Origin of the sequence: Rhodoferax sp., from assembly GCF_018063565.1 — a bacterium.
Classification (GTDB): domain Bacteria; phylum Pseudomonadota; class Gammaproteobacteria; order Burkholderiales; family Burkholderiaceae_C; genus Rhodoferax.
In genome coordinates, this window is sequence record NZ_JAGPBB010000016.1 from 1 (window position 1) to 18,522 (window position 18,522).

Consider the following 18,522-nt stretch of genomic DNA (forward strand, 5'->3'; position numbering starts at 1 on the left):
GGCCACTTCATTGGTCTGTGCTTGATAGAACGGCTCTTGGGTGATGCTGTATTGCTGGGCAAGATTCGTCATGGCGGATTCCTGTGGGGTCAACTTTACGGTCGCTGGGAAAAAAGGATGCCGGGTGTTTTGTTAACTGTAACCCGCAGCGCGCGTGGGGTATCTGACTTCGCTCGTGTCCCCCGGCCCCGACTGCGTCTGGGCCTCCTCCTTAACCTCGCTACGCCAGACACCCCACACACGCTGCTGGACGCCGGTTAGGGGGTTACACAGTCTCAACGGAGGGCACAGTTCCACACTAAACGTAAGCGCTTGGTGATGGGCTGCCCTGCAAAGCGTGGACTTGGGGTTTTGCCAAGTCAAGGAGGAGGGGCGGACGCAGTCTACCCCGGGGGACATGAGCGGCGCAGGGCGGCCCATCGCCAGGCGCGCTCCAAACAAAGGAAACCCAAAGTTGCCTTCAGGTTTTCTGTATCAGAGCCCTTGCTTACTTGTGAACGCCAAGCTTCTCGCGCCAGCCCGGGAAGATCTGGTCAGCATCTTTCGGGAACGACTCGAACGCACGGGCAAATTCCTTGTGCTCTTTGGCGAACTCGATCGGGTCGGCACCGGCTTTCCAGCACTCATACGACTGGCGCAGGGAAATCGCACCGGCTGCGGGTGAGTCAATGTGGCCATAAGAGCCGCCACCGGCGGTGTTGATCACGTTGCCGTGGCCCAGATTCTGGAAGAAACCTGGCAGACGCAGCGCGTTCATGCCGCCCGAGATGATCGGGGTGGTGGGCTTCATGCCATACCATTTCTGGAAATAGACCGGGCCCTGACACTCGTCACGCTCAATCATGTAGGCAATGTTGCGGTCATCGCCTTCACCTTCCATCTTGCCGTAGCCCATGGTGCCGACGTGGATGCCGCTGGCCCCTTGCAGACGCGAGATTTTGGCCAGCACAAAGGCGGTGTAACCGCGCTTGGCGCTGGGGCTGGTGATCATGCCGTGGCCGGCGCGGTGGTAATGCAGGTACTGGTTGGGGTACTGGCGACGGGCGGTGGTGATCATGCCGGGGCCGCCGACAAAACCGTCCACCAGGAAGGCGACCTTGTCCGCATCCGGGCCAAAAGTTTCCAGAATGAAGTCAGCACGGGCGCACATTTCGTAGTGGTCGTCTGCGGTGATGTTGGCCGAGAACAGCTTGGCCTGACCGGTTTCGTCCTGGGCGCGCTTCAGGGCGTCATAGACCAGCGGATAAACCTTCTTGGCCGGGCAGAACACCTGGTTGCCTTGCGGCTCGTCGTTCTTGATGAAGTCACCACCCAGCCAGAATTGGTAGGCTGCCTTGGCAAACGGCTCGGGACGCAGGCCCAGCTTGGGCTTGATGATGGTGCCGGAAATGTAGCCGCCGTCTTTCACCGGGCGACCCAGGATGCGCCACATGTCAGTAATGTCTTTGGACGGGCCGTCAAACAGCTGGATGGCGCGCTCGGGCATGTAAAAGTCGTGGATCTTGGCGTGCTTGATGTCGCCCATGCCCTGGTTGTTGCCGATGACCAGCGTCAGGAAAGACACAATCATCATGCGCCCGTCAGTCATGTTGCGGTCAAACAGGTCAATCGGGTACGCAATGCGCATGTCTTCCGTGGCTTCGTCGATGTAGTACACCAGCGCATCCACACCGCGGGTGAAATCATCGGTGGTGCTGACTTCCACATTGGTGCCGGTGGAGGACTCGGCGGCAAAGTGCGCGGCCGCCTCCAGGTAGCCGTAGCCGGGCTTGGGTGCCATCTTGTAGGCCACCAGAATGTGTTTGCCACCGGCAATGAGGTCTTCTTCCTTGAGGCTCAGGTCAGCGTAGCGGTTCGATTGATCCATGGTTTATCTCCTGTTGAGTGGGTTGAAGCTGTTGATGGGCTGAACTATAGACACGCTTATTCATCATGAAAATTCAAATAAATTGCTAATCAAATTAGGTTTAACTGATGAATTGGAGGCCATGTGAGGGCGTTGAGTTCACGGACAATAGCGGCTATTACCCTGCCGATTCACTATTGCGTCAAAGGAGCGCTCCATGCCCATCGTTGTCTTCAATCAAAAAGGCGGTGTCGGCAAGTCCACCATCACCTGCAATCTGGCCGCCATCAGCGCCAGCCAAGGCCTGCGCACGCTGGTGATCGACCTGGACCCGCAGGGCAACTCCACCAGTTATTTGCTTGGCAGCACGGCCAGCGACGATCAACCCACCGTGGCGGGCTTTTTTGAGCATTCGTTAAGCTACAGCTTCAAAACCATTCCAGCGATTGAATTCGTGGTCGAGACGCCGTTTGAAAATCTTGACGTGATGCCGTCGAGTCCGGCGCTCAACGAGTTGCAGGTCAAGCTCGAATCGCGGCAAAAAATCTACAAGTTGCGCGAGGCTCTCAAGCAGCTGGGCGAAACTTACGACCGTATCTATATCGATACCCCACCGGCGCTGAACTTCTTTACCCGTGCCGCGCTGATTGGCGCCACCGGTTGCCTGATCCCGTTTGACTGCGATAGTTTTTCGCGCCAGGCGCTGTATGCGTTGCTCGAGAACGTGCAGGAAATCCGCGCCGACCACAACCCGCAACTGCAGATCGACGGCATTGTGGTGAACCAGTTCCAGGCGCGTGCCAACCTGCCACAACGCATGGTGGCAGAACTGATTGACGAAGGTTTGCCGGTGCTGCAGCCGTATTTGCCTTCGTCGGTGAAGATTCGCGAGTCACACGAGCAGTCGCTGCCGATGATTTATTTGGACCCCAACCACAAGATCACGTTGGCGCTGGTTGAACTGCATGACGGATTGCGCCAGTAACCTGGCTTCAGTGTTGCAGCACCAGGAGTAGCAAGCTCAATGTGATGAAAGATAGCACGGTTGCACCTAGTTGCGCCGCTGAGCAGAGTTTTTCTTGCCCAAAACGCTGCCCCAGCAGCGGGTAGATGCCCATCATGGGCACCGCGGCCATCAGGATGGCGGCGGTGCGCAAGTCGGGGTTTGACACCGGAAACAGCAGCAGGGCGGCCGCCACGGCCAACGGGTGCAGCAGCAGTTTGCCCAGCACGATCAGGCTGAGGTTGCCCACCATGCCACCCAGGTGCAGGCCATGCAGGTTGGCGCCTATGACAAATAGCGCCACCGGACCGGATGCCATCGCCAGCATGTCAACGGTGCGCGCCAGCGGTGTCGGCAATGGGATGCCCAAAATGGACAGGGCCATGCCCACGGCAATCGACACGATCAGCGGTGAACGCAGCAAGCGGGTGGCAATGCCGCCCAACACCGGCCAGAAGCGCTGCCCCTGACCGAAGCTGATCTCGGCCAGCGCCAGTGTCAGCGGGATCATCAGCAGGTTTTCCACCAGCATATTGAGTGCCAGCGCCACACTGGCAATCGGGCCAATCACCAGCAACGCCAGCGGATAACCAATGTAGCCACTGTTGGAACATGACATACCCATGGCACTGATGGCGCTGACATCAATAGGTGTCTTGAGCACCCAATGCGCAACCATCAGGCCCACTACCATGGAAACCAAGGACCCCAGCGCCAGCGCCAGCAGGTAGTGGGTGTCGATGACTTCGCCCATCGAGCGCTGCGAGAAAGTGCGCACAATGAGCGCAGGCAAGGCGAACATCAGCACAAAAGTGCCGAGCGGGCGAATCTCGGTTTTGGCAAATAGCCTGAACTGGATCGACAAATAACCCAAGCCGATGATCAGAAAAATGGGCAGGGTGATGGAAAAAATGTCCAGCATGGGGGCGATCTTGCAGCAAGGGGTCCCGCCAGAAACATCAGACCATCATGGTGTGCCCTGCGCGCATGTAAACCCGGAGTCTAGATCTGGCGGGCCCACGGACCCAGCGTCTGCCGCTCCGCGCGCGCCAGTTCGCGCGCAAACCGGGCGGATGCGAGCAACGAGTTCTTGAGCAGACCCCAGCGAACGGCTTGGGCGTACTGCTCACGCGCCAGGTCAAATGGCAGGCCCAGCAGCAAGGAGGCGGTGCGCCGAAAGTTGCCAGCGCCGGGGCTGGTCGGGGAGTTGGATTTCATGGTAATTTCCTCATTCGGCGGCTTTTTCATGACGGTTGGCGGCGGCATACAAGTCTTGGGCATACCGTGGGTCGTGGGCGTAAAAGCGGTCGGCATAGGCGCGCAGTTCTGCGGCTTGTTGTTGTGCCGTCAGTTGCGGATCCGGCTGGCGGTACTGCGCCAGCTTGAAAAATGCTGCCACGACCAGTCGTCGGGTGGCCAGCGCCAGATCTTGTAAGGCGGTCAGGACGTTTTGTGCTTCCAACGTCAGATTGGGCGCCTGATAAGTGGTGTCGGTCATGGTCGATTCCTTTGTGAAAACCAAATGGTGCAGTGCAGTGCAGTATAGGGTAAACCCTAATATCGCGAGGCATCCTTGGTTAGCGTGGGGTTTTTCCGTCTCCACTTTGCGACACCCTGACGAACCCTTAACTCCAGGTGTCCATCAAGGCGCCGCCCTGCTCGATCAGAAAGCCTTTGAACGCCTTGGCGGCCGGCGAGAGCTTTTTGCTGCTGAGATGCGTCACATACCAGTGGTTGATCTGTGGCAGGCCCTGTACGTCGAGCAGGGCAATGTGGCCGCTGGCGAGTTCGTGGCGAATGGTGCGCATCGACAAGAAGCTCAATCCCATGCCGGCCATCACCGCCTGCTTGATGGTCTCGTTGCTGGGCATGCCCATCACCACCCTGAGTGTTGTCTTGTGGTCTTCAAACAGGCGCTGCATCGCCGCGCGGGTGCCTGAGCCTTCTTCACGCACCACAAAGCTGTACTCGGCCAATGCTTCAAACGGCAGGTTTTTGCGCCGTGCCAGCGGGTGGTCGGGTGGTGCCACCATCACCAGCGGGTTGGTGGCAAAGGGGGTGGCTTCGCAGTCGAGGTGGCTGGGTGCGCGCCCCATCACCACCAGGTCGGTTTCGTTGCGTGCCAGCAGACCGAGCACGTTCTCGCGGTTATCGATGTTGAGCTGCACATCGATACCCGGGTGCAATCGGGTAAAGCGCACCAGCAGCATCGGGATGAAGTACTTGGAGGTGCTCACCACCGCCAGGTCGATGCGGCCTTTTTTCAGGCCCACATGCTCGGCCATCAGGGCCTCGAGGTCCTTGAACTGTCCCATGGCGTTGGTGGCGTAGGTCAAAAATGCTTCGCCTGCCGCAGTCAACTGAATGTTGCGCCCCATCGGCTCCACCAGCGCCAGACCGAACGCGTCTTCCAACTGGCGCAGTTGCATTGACACGGCTGGTTGCGTGACAAACAGGCGCTCAGCCGCCTTGGAAACCGAGCGCTGGCGCGCCACTTCCATAAAAGTCTGGATTTGTTTGAAGGTGTAGGGGCGCATGGACTGAGTTACATCAGGGGTTCCTGATGATTTTTCAATAAAACGTGATTAGAGTTTATGAGTCAGCCCCATTAAAGTAAAGCCATGCCGATCGCAGTCGGCCCTTTTTCACCCGCAAAGGACACTCTTCCATGGCCACTGGCGCTCTGAAAGCTCTGATTTTTGATGTCGACGGCACGCTGGCCGACACCGAGAGCGTGCACATGGCCGCCTTCAACCACGCCTTTGCCGAAGTCGGCCTGGGTTGGGTCTGGAGCACCGACATGTATATCGGACTGCTGGAGATTTCGGGCGGCAAGGAACGCATCCTGCATTACTGGAACCAGGTCAACCCTGCAGTCAGAGAGCTTGACGCTCACGCGCTGCACGACCAGATCGTGCGTATCCATGAGCTTAAAACAGCGGCTTACGAGGCGGCTGTCAACAGCGGTGCGGTGAGTCTACGCCCCGGCGTCCTCAAGCTCATGGACGAGGCACTGAGCGCCGGCCTGCAACTCTCGATTGCCACCACCACCTCACCGGTGAACATTGCCGCATTGATGCGTCACGCCGTCGGTGCGGACTGGCGTCTGAACTTTTCAGCCATTGGCGATGCGTCCACCGCCCCGATCAAAAAGCCGCACCCGCAGGTGTATTTGCAGATGCTGGCCGCACTCAAACTGCCTGCGGCTGCCTGCCTGGCGTTTGAAGACTCCAACAATGGCCTGCGGGCGGCCACGGCGGCGGGCCTGGGGACCATCATCACGCCGAACCCGTTTACCGCGCACCATGACTTCACGGGCGCGCTCAAAGTTGTGCCTGATTTGAGCCATGTCACGCTGACCGCCCTGCGCCAGTGGCAGAATTTCCCGCGGGCCTGAAGCGCACCCGCTGCCTGTTCAATTTTTAACCTTCTGAAAGCACCTTCCCCATGAACTCCAGCCCCGTCCTGCGTTTGGCTCCATCCATTCTGTCTGCCGACTTTGCCCGCCTGGGCGAAGAGGTACGCGCCATTGAGGCTGCGGGTTGCGACCTGGTGCACTTTGATGTAATGGACAACCATTACGTGCCCAACCTGACCATTGGCCCGCTGGTGTGCGAAGCCATCCGCCCCCATGTGAGCATCCCGATCGACGTGCATTTGATGGTCGAGCCGGTGGACGCCATCATTCCGCTGTTTGCCAAGGCCGGTGCCAACATCATCACCTTTCACCCCGAGGCGTCCAAGCATGTGGACCGCAGTCTGTCGATGATTCGCGAGCTGGGCTGCAAGGCCGGTCTGGTGCTCAACCCGGCCACCCCGGTGGATGTGCTGGACCATGTGATGGACAAACTCGACATGATTTTGCTGATGAGCGTCAACCCTGGCTTTGGCGGGCAGAAGTTCATCCCCAGCACACTCGCCAAACTGCGCACGGTGCGCGCCAAAATTGACGCCCATGTGGCCGCCGGTGGCCAGCCGATCTGGCTGGAGGTGGACGGTGGTGTCAAGACCGACAACATCGGCGAAATCGTCGCCGCTGGCGCCGACACCTGCGTGGCGGGCAGTGCCGTATTTGGTGCCAAAGACCCCGATGGTGGCTACAAGGGTGTGATGCAGGCGCTACGCCGCGCGGCCCACCCTGCCTGATCAGACCACCGCAAGTATTTAAATTACCAGGAGACTTCCTATGTCCATGACCCTTCGTTCCAACCGGTCGACGCTGACGCAATTCCTGATCGAGGAACGCCGCCGTTTCCCTTCTGCCAGCGGCGACTTCAATGCGCTGATTCTTGACGTGGCGCTGGCCTGCAAAGGTATCGCCAAGGCCGTGGCCTATGGCGAACTCGCTGGCATGATGGGCAACCATGCTGCCGACGAGGGTGGCTCGGTCAATGTGCAAGGCGAAACGCAGAAAAAGCTCGACGTGCTCTCCAACGACGTCTTCATGCAGCGCACCGAGTGGTCAGGCAACCTGGCTGGCATGGCCTCGGAAGAGATGGACTTGCCCTACCAGATCCCCAAGCAGTACCCGCGGGGTAACTACTTGATCGTGTTTGACCCGCTTGACGGTTCGAGCAACATCGACGTCAATGTGTCGGTGGGCAGCATCTTCAGTGTGCTGCGCGCGCCACAAGAGGTGATTGACTCCGGGCGCGATGTGGTCGAGGCGGATTTTTTCCAGCCCGGCACGAAACAGATGGCGGCGGGTTACGCCCTGTATGGCCCTACCACCATGCTGGTGCTGACCGTGGGCGACGGCGTCAACGGCTTCACGCTGGACCCGAATCTGGGCGAGTTCATGCTCACCCACCCCAAACTGCGCATTCCCGAAGACACGCAGGAATTTGCCATCAACGCCTCCAACGCGCGCTTCTGGCAGGTGCCGGTCAAACGCTATGTGGACGAGTGCCTGGCCGGCAAGACCGGCCCGCGTGGCAAAGACTTCAACATGCGCTGGATTGCCAGTATGGTGGCTGAGGCGCACCGCATTCTGATGCGCGGCGGCGTCTTCATGTACCCGCGTGACACCAAAGACCCGTCCAAACCGGGTCGCCTGCGCCTGCTCTACGAAGCCAATCCGGTGGGCATGATCATGGAGCAGGCCGGTGGGCGCGCCTCCACCGGTGAGATGCCGGTGCTCGAAGTCCAGCCCAGCAGTCTGCACCAGCGCATAGGCTTTGTGTTCGGCTCGAAAAACGAGGTGGAGCGCATCGAGCGCTACCACCGCGAACCGGTCGAGGTCGAACTGCACAACCCGCTGTTTGCCGAACGTAGTCTGTTTCGCGACTGATTATTAACAAAAAATATAGCTGCCAGCGCATACCCATATTGGGCTAGAGCCTGTTTTATACCAATTTTTAAACTTGAGGAGAGCTTGCCATGTCAGTACGTCACCCCATCATCGCCATCACGGGTTCCAGCGGCGCTGGTACCACTTCGGTTACCCGTACGTTTGAGAACATCTTCCGCCGCGAAAAGGTCAAGGCGGCGGTGATCGAGGGCGACAGCTTTCACCGTCATGACCGCAAGGCCATGAAGCTCAAGGCTGCTGAAGCCGAAGCCGCCGGCAACAAAAACTTCAGCCATTTTGGCCCGGAAAACAACATGCTGGGCGACCTGGAGGCGCTGTTTCGCAACTACAGCGAAACCGGCACCGGCAAGCGCCGCAAGTACCTGCACGACGCAGAAGAAGCTGCGCCGTACAAGCAGGACCCGGGCACCTTCACGCCTTGGGAGGACGTGCCCACCGGTACCGACTTGCTGTATTACGAGGGTCTGCATGGCGCGGTGGTGACCGACGAGGTAAACGTGGCCCAGTACCCCGACTTGCTGGTGGGGGTAGTGCCAGTCATCAACCTGGAGTGGATCCAGAAGCTGTATCGTGACAAGAAGCAACGTGGCTACAGCACCGAGGCGGTGACCGACACCATCCTGCGCCGCATGCCCGATTACGTGAACTACATCTGCCCGCAGTTCATGCACACCCATGTGAACTTCCAGCGTGTGCCCATGGTCGACACCAGCAACCCGTTCATTGCGCGCGACATCCCGAGTGCCGACGAGAGCATGGTGGTGATCCGCTTCAGTAACCCCAAGGGCATCGACTTCCAGTACCTGATGAACATGATCCATGACAGCTACATGAGCCGCGCCAACACCATCGTGGTACCGGGTGGCAAGATGGAGCTGGCGATGCAACTCATCTTCACGCCCTTCGTCTGGCGCATGATGGAGCGACAGAAAAAGGCTTCCTGATGCCTGGGGACAGACCAGGATTTGCAGCGCAAATTTGCTCTGTCTCCGCCGCCCGATCTTTTTCCCGTTTCAGATAAGACTAAGATTTGCACCGCAAGAAACTGCGCGTTCACTCAAAGACACTCTCACCATTTAAAAGACCATGACAACACCCACCCCCGAATTCGCCAAACAGATGGCCAATGCCATTCGCATGCTCGCCGTTGACGGCGTCGAAAAAGCCAAATCCGGCCACCCCGGCGCGCCCATGGGCATGGCCGACATTGCCGAAGTGCTGTGGAACCGCCACTTGAGCCACAACCCGACCAACCCGCTTTGGGCCAACCGTGACCGTTTTGTGCTTTCCAACGGGCATGGTTCGATGCTCATTTATGCGCTGCTGCACCTGACCGGCTACAACCTGCCGATGGAAGAGCTGAAAAACTTCCGCCAGTTGCACAGCAAGACCGCGGGCCACCCCGAGTACGGCATCACCCCTGGCGTGGAGACCACGACCGGTCCGCTCGGTCAGGGCATCACCAATGGCGTCGGTATGGCGCTGGCCGAAAAGCTGCTGGCACAGGAGTTCAACCGCGAAGAAGGCGGTGTCCAGCACAGCATCGTTGATCACTTCACCTATGTGTTTTTGGGTGACGGTTGCATGATGGAGGGCATCAGCCACGAGGCGTGCGCCCTGGCGGGCACACTGCGCCTGTCCAAGCTGGTGGCCTTCTATGACGACAACGGTATCTCGATTGACGGCCATGTCGAAGGCTGGTTCACGGACGATACGCCCAAGCGCTTTGAGGCCTATGGCTGGAACGTGATTCCTGGGGTTGATGGTCATGACCCGGCTGCCATTGACGCGGCGGTCAAGGCTGCCAAGGCGCAAGCCGGCGACGCCGCAGGCAAACCCACGCTGATCTGCTGCAAGACTGTGATCGGCATGGGCTCGCCCAACAAGGCTGGTACGCACGATGTGCACGGTGCTGCGCTGGGAGCTGCCGAAGTGGCCGCCACGCGTGAAGCACTGGGCTGGACATCGGCACCGTTCGAGATCCCGGCCGACATCGCCGCCAGCTGGAACGCCGTGGCGCGCGGTGTGGTGGCCGAGCGCGCCTGGCGTGACCGCTTTGAGGCCTACCGCGCGTTATACCCGGACGACGCTGCCGAGTTTGAGCGCCGCATGGCCGGTGACCTTTTGCCTGCATATTCCGAGAAGCTGCCAGGTCTGCTGGAATCCATTGCGGGCAACGCCACGGCCTTTGCCACCCGCAAGTCCAGTCAGAACGCGTTGGACGCCATTGCGCCGCTGGTGCCCGAGTTTTTCGGTGGCAGTGCCGACCTGACCGGCTCCAACCTGACCAACTTCAAGGGCTGCGTGCGTGCCAGCCGTGACACCTGGGGCAACCACCTGAGCTACGGTGTGCGCGAGTTTGGCATGGCCGCCATCATGAACGGTATTGCGCTGCATGGCGGCTACATCCCCTACGGTGGCACCTTCCTGACCTTCAGCGACTACAGCCGCAACGCCATCCGCATGGCGGCGCTGATGAAGATCCGCGTGATTCATGTGTTCACCCACGACTCCATTGGTCTGGGCGAAGACGGCCCGACGCACCAGAGCATCGAACACATCCCTTCAATGCGCATCATCCCCGGACTGGACGTGTGGCGTCCTGCCGACGGACTGGAAACCGCAGTGGCCTGGGCGCATTCGATTGAGCGCCGTGACGGCCCGAGCGCCCTGTGCCTGTCGCGCCAGAACCTGCCGCGTCTGACCGATGTCAGCATGGTGGACAACATCCGCAAGGGCGGCTACATCCTGTCGGAGGCGGAAAACCCTCAGGCCGTGATCGTGTCGACTGGCTCCGAGCTTGAAATCGCCATGAAGGCGCAAAAAGTGCTGGCCGAGGATGGTATTGGCGTGCGGGTGGTGTCCATGCCGTGCACCAACGTGTTCGACCGTCAGCCGCCGGCTTACCAGGAAATGGTGATTCCGTTCAACACCCCGGCGCTGGCCATCGAGGCTGCACACCCCGACTTCTGGCGCAAGTATGTGGGCCGCCACGGGGTGGTGCTGGGCATGCCCACGTTTGGCGAGTCGGCCCCGGCTCCCAAGCTCTACGAGCACTTTGGCCTGACGGTGGACCGCGTGGTGACCAACATCCGCACCATCGTGCACCGCGCCGCCAGCAAGCGTGCCGAGCCGCTGCCCGACACCGTGGTTCCCTCGGGCAACTAAGGCGCGGCCGTTTCATGCGCAAGTTTGATCTGGTCATGTTTGACCTGGATGGCACGCTGGTAGAGACCGCGCCCGAAATCATGGACGCGGTCAACGACACGCTTGCGCGTTTCGATCTGCCGCTGGTGTCGCAACAGCAGGTTAACGACTGGATTGGCCACGGTACCTTGTCGCTGCTGGTCGACGCGGTGGCGTTTGCCACCGGGCGGCCACCCGACGAAGTCCGTGCCAGCGAACTGCTGCGCACCATGGTGGGCGAGTACAACGTGTTTTACGGCCGCCGCTGTGGTACGCGCAGTCATTTGTACCCGAAGGTGCGCGAAACCCTCGAAGCGCTGCGCGCGCAGGGCACCCGGCTGGCGGTGGTGACCAACAAGGAAGAGCGTTACACCCAGATCGTGATGGAAGTGCAGAAACTCACGGATTTGTTCGATGTGGTGATCAGTGGCGACACCTTGGCGACCAAAAAACCCAACCCGGCCGGTGTTGCGCATTGCCTGACCCGGTTCGGTGTGACTGCCGATCGCGCGCTGTTCGTCGGTGACTCCAGCATTGATGCGGCGACCGCACGCGCGGCCGGGGTTGCGGTGTGGCTGTTGCCCTATGGCTACAACATGGGTCAACCCATTGCGGCGTGTCAGCCCGACCGTCTGATCCAGAATTGTTCTGAACTTCTTAATTAGTAGCTGCTGGCGCTTGTTAAATAAGCGCTAGAGCCCGATTTGTCATTAACTTTTGGAGTCTGTCATGAAAGTCTTGCGTTTTGCTGATGTGATTGCTGCGGGTCAAGCCAAGGGCAAGCGGGTGTTCATCCGCGCCGACCTCAACGTGCCGCAGGACGATGCGGGCAACATCACCGAAGACACCCGCATCCGCGCCAGCGTGCCGTGCATCAAGATGGCGCTGGAGGCCGGTGCCGCCGTCATGGTCACCAGCCACCTGGGCCGCCCGACCGAAGGCGAGTTCAAGCCCGAAGACTCACTTGCACCCGTGGCCAAGCGCCTGGGTGAACTGCTCGGGCGTGAGGTGCCGGTCGTAGCCAACTGGGTCGATGGTGTGGACGTTCAACCCGGTCAACTCGTGATGCTGGAAAACTGCCGCGTCAATAAAGGGGAGAAGAAAAACAACGAAGACCTGGCCAAAAAAATGGCCGCACTGTGCGACGTGTTTGTGCACGACGCCTTTGGCACTGCCCACCGCGCTGAAGGCACCACCTACGGCATTGCCCAGTTCGCCCCAATCGCTTGCGCCGGCCCCCTGTTGGCGGCTGAAATTGACGCCATCAACAAAGCCCTGGCCAACCCCAAACGCCCGCTGGTGGCGATTGTGGCGGGCAGCAAAGTCAGCACCAAGCTCAGCATCCTGCAAGCGCTGGCCAAAAATGTCGACAACCTGATTGTGGGGGGCGGCATCGCCAACACCTTCATGCTCGCCGCCGGGCTAAAAATCGGCAAAAGCCTGGCCGAACCCAGCCTGCTGGGCGAAGCCACGGCCGTGATTGCCGCGATGAAAGCGCGTGGTGCCGACGTACCCATCCCCACCGACGTGGTCTGCGCCAAAACCTTTGCCGCTGACGCACCTGCCACGGTCAAGGCCGCCACCGATGTGGCCGACGACGACATGATTCTCGACATCGGCCCGCAAACTGCAGCCAAACTCGCTGCGCAGCTCAAGGCCGCAGGCACGATTGTGTGGAACGGCCCGGTGGGCGTGTTTGAATTTCCCGCATTCGAGAACGGCACCAAGACCATTGCCATGGCCATTGCCGAGTCGGATGCGTTCAGCATCGCCGGGGGGGGTGACACGCTGGCAGCCATTGCCAAGTACGGCATCGAGAAAGACGTGGGTTACATCAGCACTGGCGGCGGCGCGTTTCTTGAAGTGCTGGAAGGCAAGACGCTGCCGGCGTTTGAGATTTTGCAAAAGCGCGCCGAAGGCTGACTCAGCAGCCTTTGGGGTCAGATCCGCGAAGCGAAGCGCAGACGGCTCTGACCCCAATGGCTGCGGTGAGCAGGCGCACGGCCGACGATCCAAGCGCGGAGCCATAGGGCGGCATTCAACGCAAGCCGCCAAGTAAACACAAAAAACATAGCATCTCTCGCATTCCAGATAAGCGCTAGAGTCAATTTTCATCAGTAAAACCAGGAGACAAACCATGGCCTTCGTATCCCTTCGTCAAATGCTCGACCACGCCGCTGAAAACGGCTATGGCGTGCCTGCCTTCAACGTCAACAATCTGGAGCAAATCCAGGCCATCATGGAGGCCGCCGCGGCCACCGACAGTCCGGTGATCCTGCAAGCCAGCGCAGGTGCCCGCAAGTATGCGGGCGAAGCCTACCTGCGCCACATGGTGCTGGCCGCTGTTGAAACCTATCCGGACATTCCGGTGGTGATGCATCAGGATCACGGCACCACCGCTGCAGTGTGCCAGCAGTCGATCCGCTCTGGCTTTACCAGCGTGATGATGGATGGCTCGCTCATGGGCGACGGCAAGACCCCCTCCAGCTATGAGTACAACGTGGACATCACCCGCAAGGTCTGCGAAATGGCGCATGCCGTGGGTGTGTCGGTGGAAGGTGAATTAGGTTGTCTGGGTAGCCTGGAAACCGGTGATGCCGGCGAAGAAGACGGCATTGGCGCCGAAGGCAAACTCAGCCACGACCAGATGCTGACCGACCCGGTGCAGGCCAAAGACTTTGTCGCCAAGACCGGCGTCGATGCGCTGGCGATTGCCATTGGTACCAGCCACGGCGCTTACAAATTCACCCGCAAGCCCACGGGCGACATCCTGGCGATCGACCGCATCGCGCAAATTCATGCGCAAATTCCCAATACGCATCTGGTGATGCACGGCTCCAGCAGTGTGCCGCAGGAGTGGCTGGCGATCATCCGCCAGTACGGCGGCGAGTTGAAAGAAACTTACGGTGTGCCGGTGGAAGAAATCGTGCGTGGCATTCAGAATGGCGTGCGCAAGGTCAACATTGACACCGACATCCGCCTGGCCATGACCGGTGCCATGCGTGAGAGTTTTGCCAAAAATCCCAGCGAGTTCGACCCGCGTAAAAGCCTGATCGCCGCGCGCAAGGCGGCCATGGGAATCTGCAAACTGCGTTTTGAGGCCTTTGGCTGCGCCGGCAAGGGCTCGCGCATCAAGCCGATCCACCTTGACGTGATGGCTGCACGGTACAACTAGCCGGTGTTTGGCCCGACAGCGTTCGTCGGGCCGATACCGCGGGCTGAACTCGCCGCGCGTTGCCGCATCCTGGTTGTTTACCAGTGCGCCAACAGGCGACCCTTGACCACTTTCGATTCGATTCGTGTCAAGCCGGTGTTGCCCTTTTTGATGCAGCTACCATCGTGCGCATCAAATTCCCATTGGTGTTTGGGGCAGGTCAAGGTGGTGCCGCTGATGGCCAGTTCCGGGATGTTGGTGCTTTGGTGCGGGCAGTGGCTGTCGTAAATCTGAAACGTCTTCCCCTCACGATAGACAAACAGCCCGCGACCCTGGCATTCGGTGCGGGTAACCTGTCCGTCCTTGACGTCCTTGCTGGCCATCACGTCGCGCCACTCGGCCGGTGCAGGGGTCTTCTGGTTGATGACGTCTGGGTCAAAACCCGGGATGTTCATGTCGAGAATAATGTCCACTGCCCAAGTGATCTTGGCCAGTCCCAGTGCCGGGAAGGCCATCAGCAGGGCGTCAAGCACTTCCATCGGTGTGCAACCCTCGCGCAGAGCGCGGCCCAGGTACTGGCGAAAACCACGGTCGGTCTGGGAGTAGACCTTGGTGATGACGGAGATCAGGTTTCTGGTTTTGGGGTCCAGATGGGTGCCGGTCTGTTTCAGAAAGGCAAAGTAATGGCTGATGGTCTCGGGCCGGGTCTTGATCAGGTAATTCAGGGCGTCACTCATCGCAGTTCTCCAGGGGGTTCAGGTTAAATTGAGCGCAAGCACCGGATTGTCCGACAAGCCGATGATTTTTTGCGCCACGCCACCAATCATGGCATGACCGACGTGGCTGTCGTTGCGACTGCCAATCACCAGCAAATCGGCCTGTATCGCCGAGCCCGCAGCAATGATCTCGGCATAGGCTTTGCCATGGCGCACCTGGGTCTGCAGTGCGATACCGGAATTGAGCGCGGCTTTCCTGGCTTGTGCCAGAAAGCTGTCGGTATCGGCGGCGGGCTTGTCGGTCGCCGTGACATAGACCAGATGCAGCGGCAGGCTGCATTCGGCGGCAATGGCCGCGGCGGTGCTGACCAAGCGCAACCCTTGGACACCGGGCTCGGCTGCCACCAGAACACACTGGCTCCACATCCGTGCGCCGCGGGGTGCAAACAAGACGTGGCAGGGCGCGTGTGCCAGCACCTTGCTGACCATTTCGCCCATCATCAACTTGGCCAGAAAGCCGCGCTTGCCGCGCCGGCGCACGATGATCAACTCGGTCTTGCGGTCCCGCGCTTCGTCAACGATCTCCTGATACGGCTCCTCGCCGCGTCGCACATGCAAGTCAATGACCACGCCTTGCTGGTCGGCCTCAGAACGAATCTGGGCAATTTTGGCCGCAGCCTCTGCTTCAGCGCGGGTGGCGATTTCTGGCGCCAGTGCTTCGTACTCGGGGTTGCTGATCAGTGGCAATACGGTGGCCAGCGGCAAGCCACAACGTTTGGCCATGCTCAGCGCAACGGCCTCGGACCCGGTATCAAACTCGGTATGTTCGGTGGCCAACAGCAAGCGGGTAAAGACCTGACCCATGTTCAATGCCCTCCGGTCAGAACGCCGGATGCGGCCAGCACCAGCACCAGCATGATGGCCAGGCAAATACCGGCATAGGTGAAGTCGCGCCGCTGGAGGTACAGCGGGATCAGGCTCAACAAAGGCGGAATCGAGCAACCGGCCAAGATGGCAATGCCCAGCAGGTTGAGCATGTCCCCCTTGCCCAGCATGGACAGCCAGCCCCAGCCCAGGGGTGTGCCGGTCTTATGCTGAAAAACCGCGACCGGTTGATTCCACAACTGGGGTAAGTCCTGCAGTGCCACCAGGGGGGTGGTCAGTCCCAGAACGTAAGCGGCAAAGCTCAGAATCAGAACCAGCAGTCCAAGACGCGTACCCCAGTCCAAAATGCTGGCATAGCGTGTGGCCTCGGCTTTCTGAAGCGTGGTGTTTTCTGCAGTGGGTGCAATCATGATGTGGGTTAGTCCTTAAATCCAGATGCCCAGACCTTTGAGAAGGGCGCGAATGCCGGCGAACAGTAGCAAGGCAATCACCATTTTGCGAATCACCGAGGCCTTGAGCACACTCAGCAACCGGGCACCGATTTTGGCACCCGCCATCATGCCCACCACGGAGGGCACGGCGATCATCGGCAAGACCGCGCCCCGGTTGATGTAAACCCATGCGGCAGAAGAATCCACCAGCGACAGTACCAGACTGGAGGTGCCTGCAGACACTTTCAAAGGGGCACCCATCAGCAGGTTCAGGGCAGGCACGTTGGCCCACCCCGCGCCGATGCCAAACATCCCCGCCATGACGCCAATCAGCAAAAACAAGAACAGACCCATCGGTGTGCGGTGCACCTGCCAGTTGATGGCGTTGCCCGATGCACCGTCAATGAAAATGCCGTGAATACCCAGAGCACTGGAGAGGCGGTCCGGTTGGGATACCACTGGAAACTCCGATTTTTTGGCGGTGAACATCAGCACCACGATGCCGAGAACGATCACTCCAAGCAGGATCTGCACCGTCGATGCCGGCATTGCCAGACCCAACATGGCCCCGGCAATGGAACTCATGGCCGCCAACAGGGCGAGTGGCAGCGCCAGCCGCAAGCTTGAAAGCCCACCGCGCAGCAACAATGGGCCAGCGGCCAGGGCACTGGCCAACGCGACCAGCAATCCGGCACCGCGTACAAAGTCCAGGTGAAACGGAAAAAAACCGCCAATGATGGGCACAAACAGGGTGCCGCCGCCAATGCCGGCCGGCACGGCGACGATGCCAATCAAAAAACAGGTGACAAACAGGGCCAATGGCCAGAACCACCAAGGCAGAGTTGAGGCGGGCACCACACTCTCGGCTGCGGCGTGCGCCGAGTTGCCTAGCAGAACGAACAGCGCCAGAAGAATGAAGGGACGGGCAAAAATTGCCAGTTTCTTGAATGCGGGAACGCCGCAACACAGGTCAAAACGGTTCATGATGCCCAAGGTGAATGTTGGCAGGGCCTGCGCTGACAGATCCGCCGACTCAGGAGATGGTCTGGTAATACAGGTTTTGTGGGTGGTTGGCTTGCGCAAAAAAGAACCATCGTTCAGCCAGCAGCCCCAGGTATTGCAAGGCGAAGGCAGCCGTCAGCAGTCCAGCAGATGCCGAAGAAGCACCCATCGCCAAAAGCAACAAAGGAACTGGAAATACCAGCAGCAGGAAGATCCATTTGATGGAGCGCAGCATCTCGGCGCTGCGACCGTGGAAAAACTCCCGCGTGTTGAACGAGCCTCCCATAAAACCCTGTGACTTCTGCACGATTCGCGGGTGCTTGATGCCGATGGCGCTTTGCAGGGTCGACTTGGGTTTCAGACGCGCGTTACGTATCAGAGACGCGGTGCGGGTGATCCAGGCCAACAAAGTCAACACCACAGCCGCCATGGCGTAGGGAGTCACCAGACCCGGCACGCCTTTGAGGGCCGCCAGGGCAGTGGCCAGCGTCAAACCGGAAGCGCAGCCAAGCAGAAAATAGTTCACCAGCGTCAAGGCACTAGCCCACTCCTGTAGGAAACGCACCGAAGCGTAGATCATTGCGGTGCAGACAAACAGGGTCAGGCAAGCCAGCACCGTAAGTGCGCCAATCACCGGGGTCATGGGCAAACCCAAGAGATGTGCCAGTGCGTAAACAAACAGGCCGCCCATAAAAATGGGCAGTGCGATGACTTCACGCGACAGCCAGGAGGTGCGCCACATGGCCGCAGAACGCCAGGCCCGCTCCGGGTGCCCGAGGTGGAAAAACGATGCGATCAAGCCCAATCCGGTCAAAACCAGCGCGACCAGACTGCCAGTGGCCAAAAAGCCTTGTTGTTCCTGCGGGGTCAGTGCCCCAATACCTGACACCTCTGTGCCATAAAGCGCGAGAAACAGGCCTTGTGCCGCACCGGCCAGGGTGGTGAGAAAAATAACGGAAAAAGCGGGTTGCATGTTGGGAATCGCGGT

Annotated in this window: 19 protein-coding genes; 9 read left to right on the plus strand and 10 right to left on the minus strand. The window is 59.7% G+C overall.

What is annotated here, in order from left to right:
* Positions 1-487: 487 nt before the first annotated feature.
* A complete protein-coding gene (locus KBF66_RS05725) occupies positions 488-1,867 on the minus strand; it encodes a ribulose-bisphosphate carboxylase (protein WP_296653713.1) in 1,380 nt (459 codons plus the stop codon).
* Between the two features lie 196 nt (positions 1,868-2,063).
* Here KBF66_RS05725 and KBF66_RS05730 point away from each other — a divergent pair, with 196 nt between their 5' ends.
* A complete protein-coding gene (locus KBF66_RS05730) occupies positions 2,064-2,831 on the plus strand; it encodes a ParA family protein (RefSeq protein ID WP_296653716.1) in 768 nt (255 codons plus the stop codon).
* 7 nt (positions 2,832-2,838) lie between these two features.
* On the opposite strand, the gene KBF66_RS05735 is transcribed toward KBF66_RS05730, so the two are convergent.
* The 4 genes from KBF66_RS05735 to KBF66_RS05750 form a co-directional block, all read right to left on the minus strand.
* The gene (locus KBF66_RS05735) at positions 2,839-3,771 is read right to left on the minus strand and encodes an AEC family transporter (protein WP_296653721.1); all 933 of its coding nucleotides are present in this window, start codon (positions 3,769-3,771) and stop codon (positions 2,839-2,841) included.
* A gap of 80 nt (positions 3,772-3,851) precedes the next feature.
* Positions 3,852-4,067 (minus strand): hypothetical protein, encoded by a 216-nt coding sequence (locus KBF66_RS05740; RefSeq protein WP_296653728.1) that lies wholly within the window; start codon positions 4,065-4,067, stop codon positions 3,852-3,854.
* Positions 4,068-4,077: 10 nt separating this feature from the next.
* Positions 4,078-4,347, minus strand: coding sequence for a hypothetical protein (locus tag KBF66_RS05745; protein ID WP_296653731.1), 270 nt, complete (start codon positions 4,345-4,347; stop codon positions 4,078-4,080).
* Between the two features lie 127 nt (positions 4,348-4,474).
* Positions 4,475-5,386 carry a LysR family transcriptional regulator gene (locus KBF66_RS05750; RefSeq protein ID WP_296653733.1) on the minus strand — a complete coding sequence of 304 codons (912 nt, stop codon included), beginning with the start codon at positions 5,384-5,386 and terminating at the stop codon, positions 4,475-4,477.
* A 131-nt stretch (positions 5,387-5,517) separates the two neighbouring features.
* On the opposite strand from KBF66_RS05750, the gene KBF66_RS05755 reads away from it, so the two are divergent.
* The 8 genes from KBF66_RS05755 to fba all read left to right on the plus strand — a co-directional run bounded on the left by KBF66_RS05755 (position 5,518) and on the right by fba (position 14,521).
* Entirely contained in the window at positions 5,518-6,246 is a 729-nt protein-coding gene (locus KBF66_RS05755) for an HAD-IA family hydrolase (protein WP_296653739.1), read from the plus strand.
* Between the two features lie 50 nt (positions 6,247-6,296).
* On the plus strand, positions 6,297-6,995 hold the full coding sequence (rpe, locus tag KBF66_RS05760) for a ribulose-phosphate 3-epimerase (protein WP_296653744.1): 699 nt from the start codon (positions 6,297-6,299) through the stop codon (positions 6,993-6,995).
* A 46-nt stretch (positions 6,996-7,041) separates the two neighbouring features.
* Complete coding sequence (locus KBF66_RS05765; RefSeq protein WP_296653909.1) at positions 7,042-8,139, plus strand: class 1 fructose-bisphosphatase; 1,098 nt, start codon at positions 7,042-7,044, stop codon at positions 8,137-8,139.
* Positions 8,140-8,228: 89 nt separating this feature from the next.
* Positions 8,229-9,104 (plus strand): phosphoribulokinase, encoded by an 876-nt coding sequence (locus tag KBF66_RS05770; RefSeq protein WP_296653748.1) that lies wholly within the window; start codon positions 8,229-8,231, stop codon positions 9,102-9,104.
* Between the two features lie 142 nt (positions 9,105-9,246).
* Positions 9,247-11,328, plus strand: a complete 2,082-nt coding sequence (tkt, locus tag KBF66_RS05775) for a transketolase (protein ID WP_296653752.1) — start codon at positions 9,247-9,249, stop codon at positions 11,326-11,328.
* Between the two features lie 14 nt (positions 11,329-11,342).
* Positions 11,343-12,011 (plus strand): phosphoglycolate phosphatase, encoded by a 669-nt coding sequence (gene gph, locus KBF66_RS05780; RefSeq protein WP_296653755.1) that lies wholly within the window; start codon positions 11,343-11,345, stop codon positions 12,009-12,011.
* 64 nt (positions 12,012-12,075) lie between these two features.
* The gene (locus tag KBF66_RS05785) at positions 12,076-13,269 is read left to right on the plus strand and encodes a phosphoglycerate kinase (RefSeq protein WP_296653758.1); all 1,194 of its coding nucleotides are present in this window, start codon (positions 12,076-12,078) and stop codon (positions 13,267-13,269) included.
* Positions 13,270-13,483: 214 nt separating this feature from the next.
* Positions 13,484-14,521, plus strand: a complete 1,038-nt coding sequence (fba, locus tag KBF66_RS05790; protein ID WP_296653761.1) for a class II fructose-bisphosphate aldolase — start codon at positions 13,484-13,486, stop codon at positions 14,519-14,521.
* A gap of 77 nt (positions 14,522-14,598) precedes the next feature.
* Here fba and KBF66_RS05795 read toward each other — a convergent pair whose 3' ends face one another.
* The 5 genes from KBF66_RS05795 to KBF66_RS05815 are packed head-to-tail and all read right to left on the minus strand — an operon-like array spanning position 14,599 to position 18,507.
* Entirely contained in the window at positions 14,599-15,237 is a 639-nt protein-coding gene (locus tag KBF66_RS05795; RefSeq protein ID WP_296653764.1) for a Rieske 2Fe-2S domain-containing protein, read from the minus strand.
* Positions 15,238-15,255: 18 nt separating this feature from the next.
* On the minus strand, positions 15,256-16,080 hold the full coding sequence (locus tag KBF66_RS05800) for a universal stress protein (RefSeq protein WP_296653767.1): 825 nt from the start codon (positions 16,078-16,080) through the stop codon (positions 15,256-15,258).
* A gap of 2 nt (positions 16,081-16,082) precedes the next feature.
* Positions 16,083-16,511, minus strand: a complete 429-nt coding sequence (locus KBF66_RS05805; protein WP_296653769.1) for a hypothetical protein — start codon at positions 16,509-16,511, stop codon at positions 16,083-16,085.
* Positions 16,512-16,526: 15 nt separating this feature from the next.
* Positions 16,527-17,516: a sulfite exporter TauE/SafE family protein gene (locus KBF66_RS05810; protein ID WP_296653774.1), complete on the minus strand. Its 990-nt coding sequence runs from the start codon at positions 17,514-17,516 to the stop codon at positions 16,527-16,529.
* 49 nt (positions 17,517-17,565) lie between these two features.
* Positions 17,566-18,507 (minus strand): DmsC/YnfH family molybdoenzyme membrane anchor subunit, encoded by a 942-nt coding sequence (locus tag KBF66_RS05815; RefSeq protein ID WP_296653780.1) that lies wholly within the window; start codon positions 18,505-18,507, stop codon positions 17,566-17,568.
* Positions 18,508-18,522: the final 15 nt, after the last annotated feature.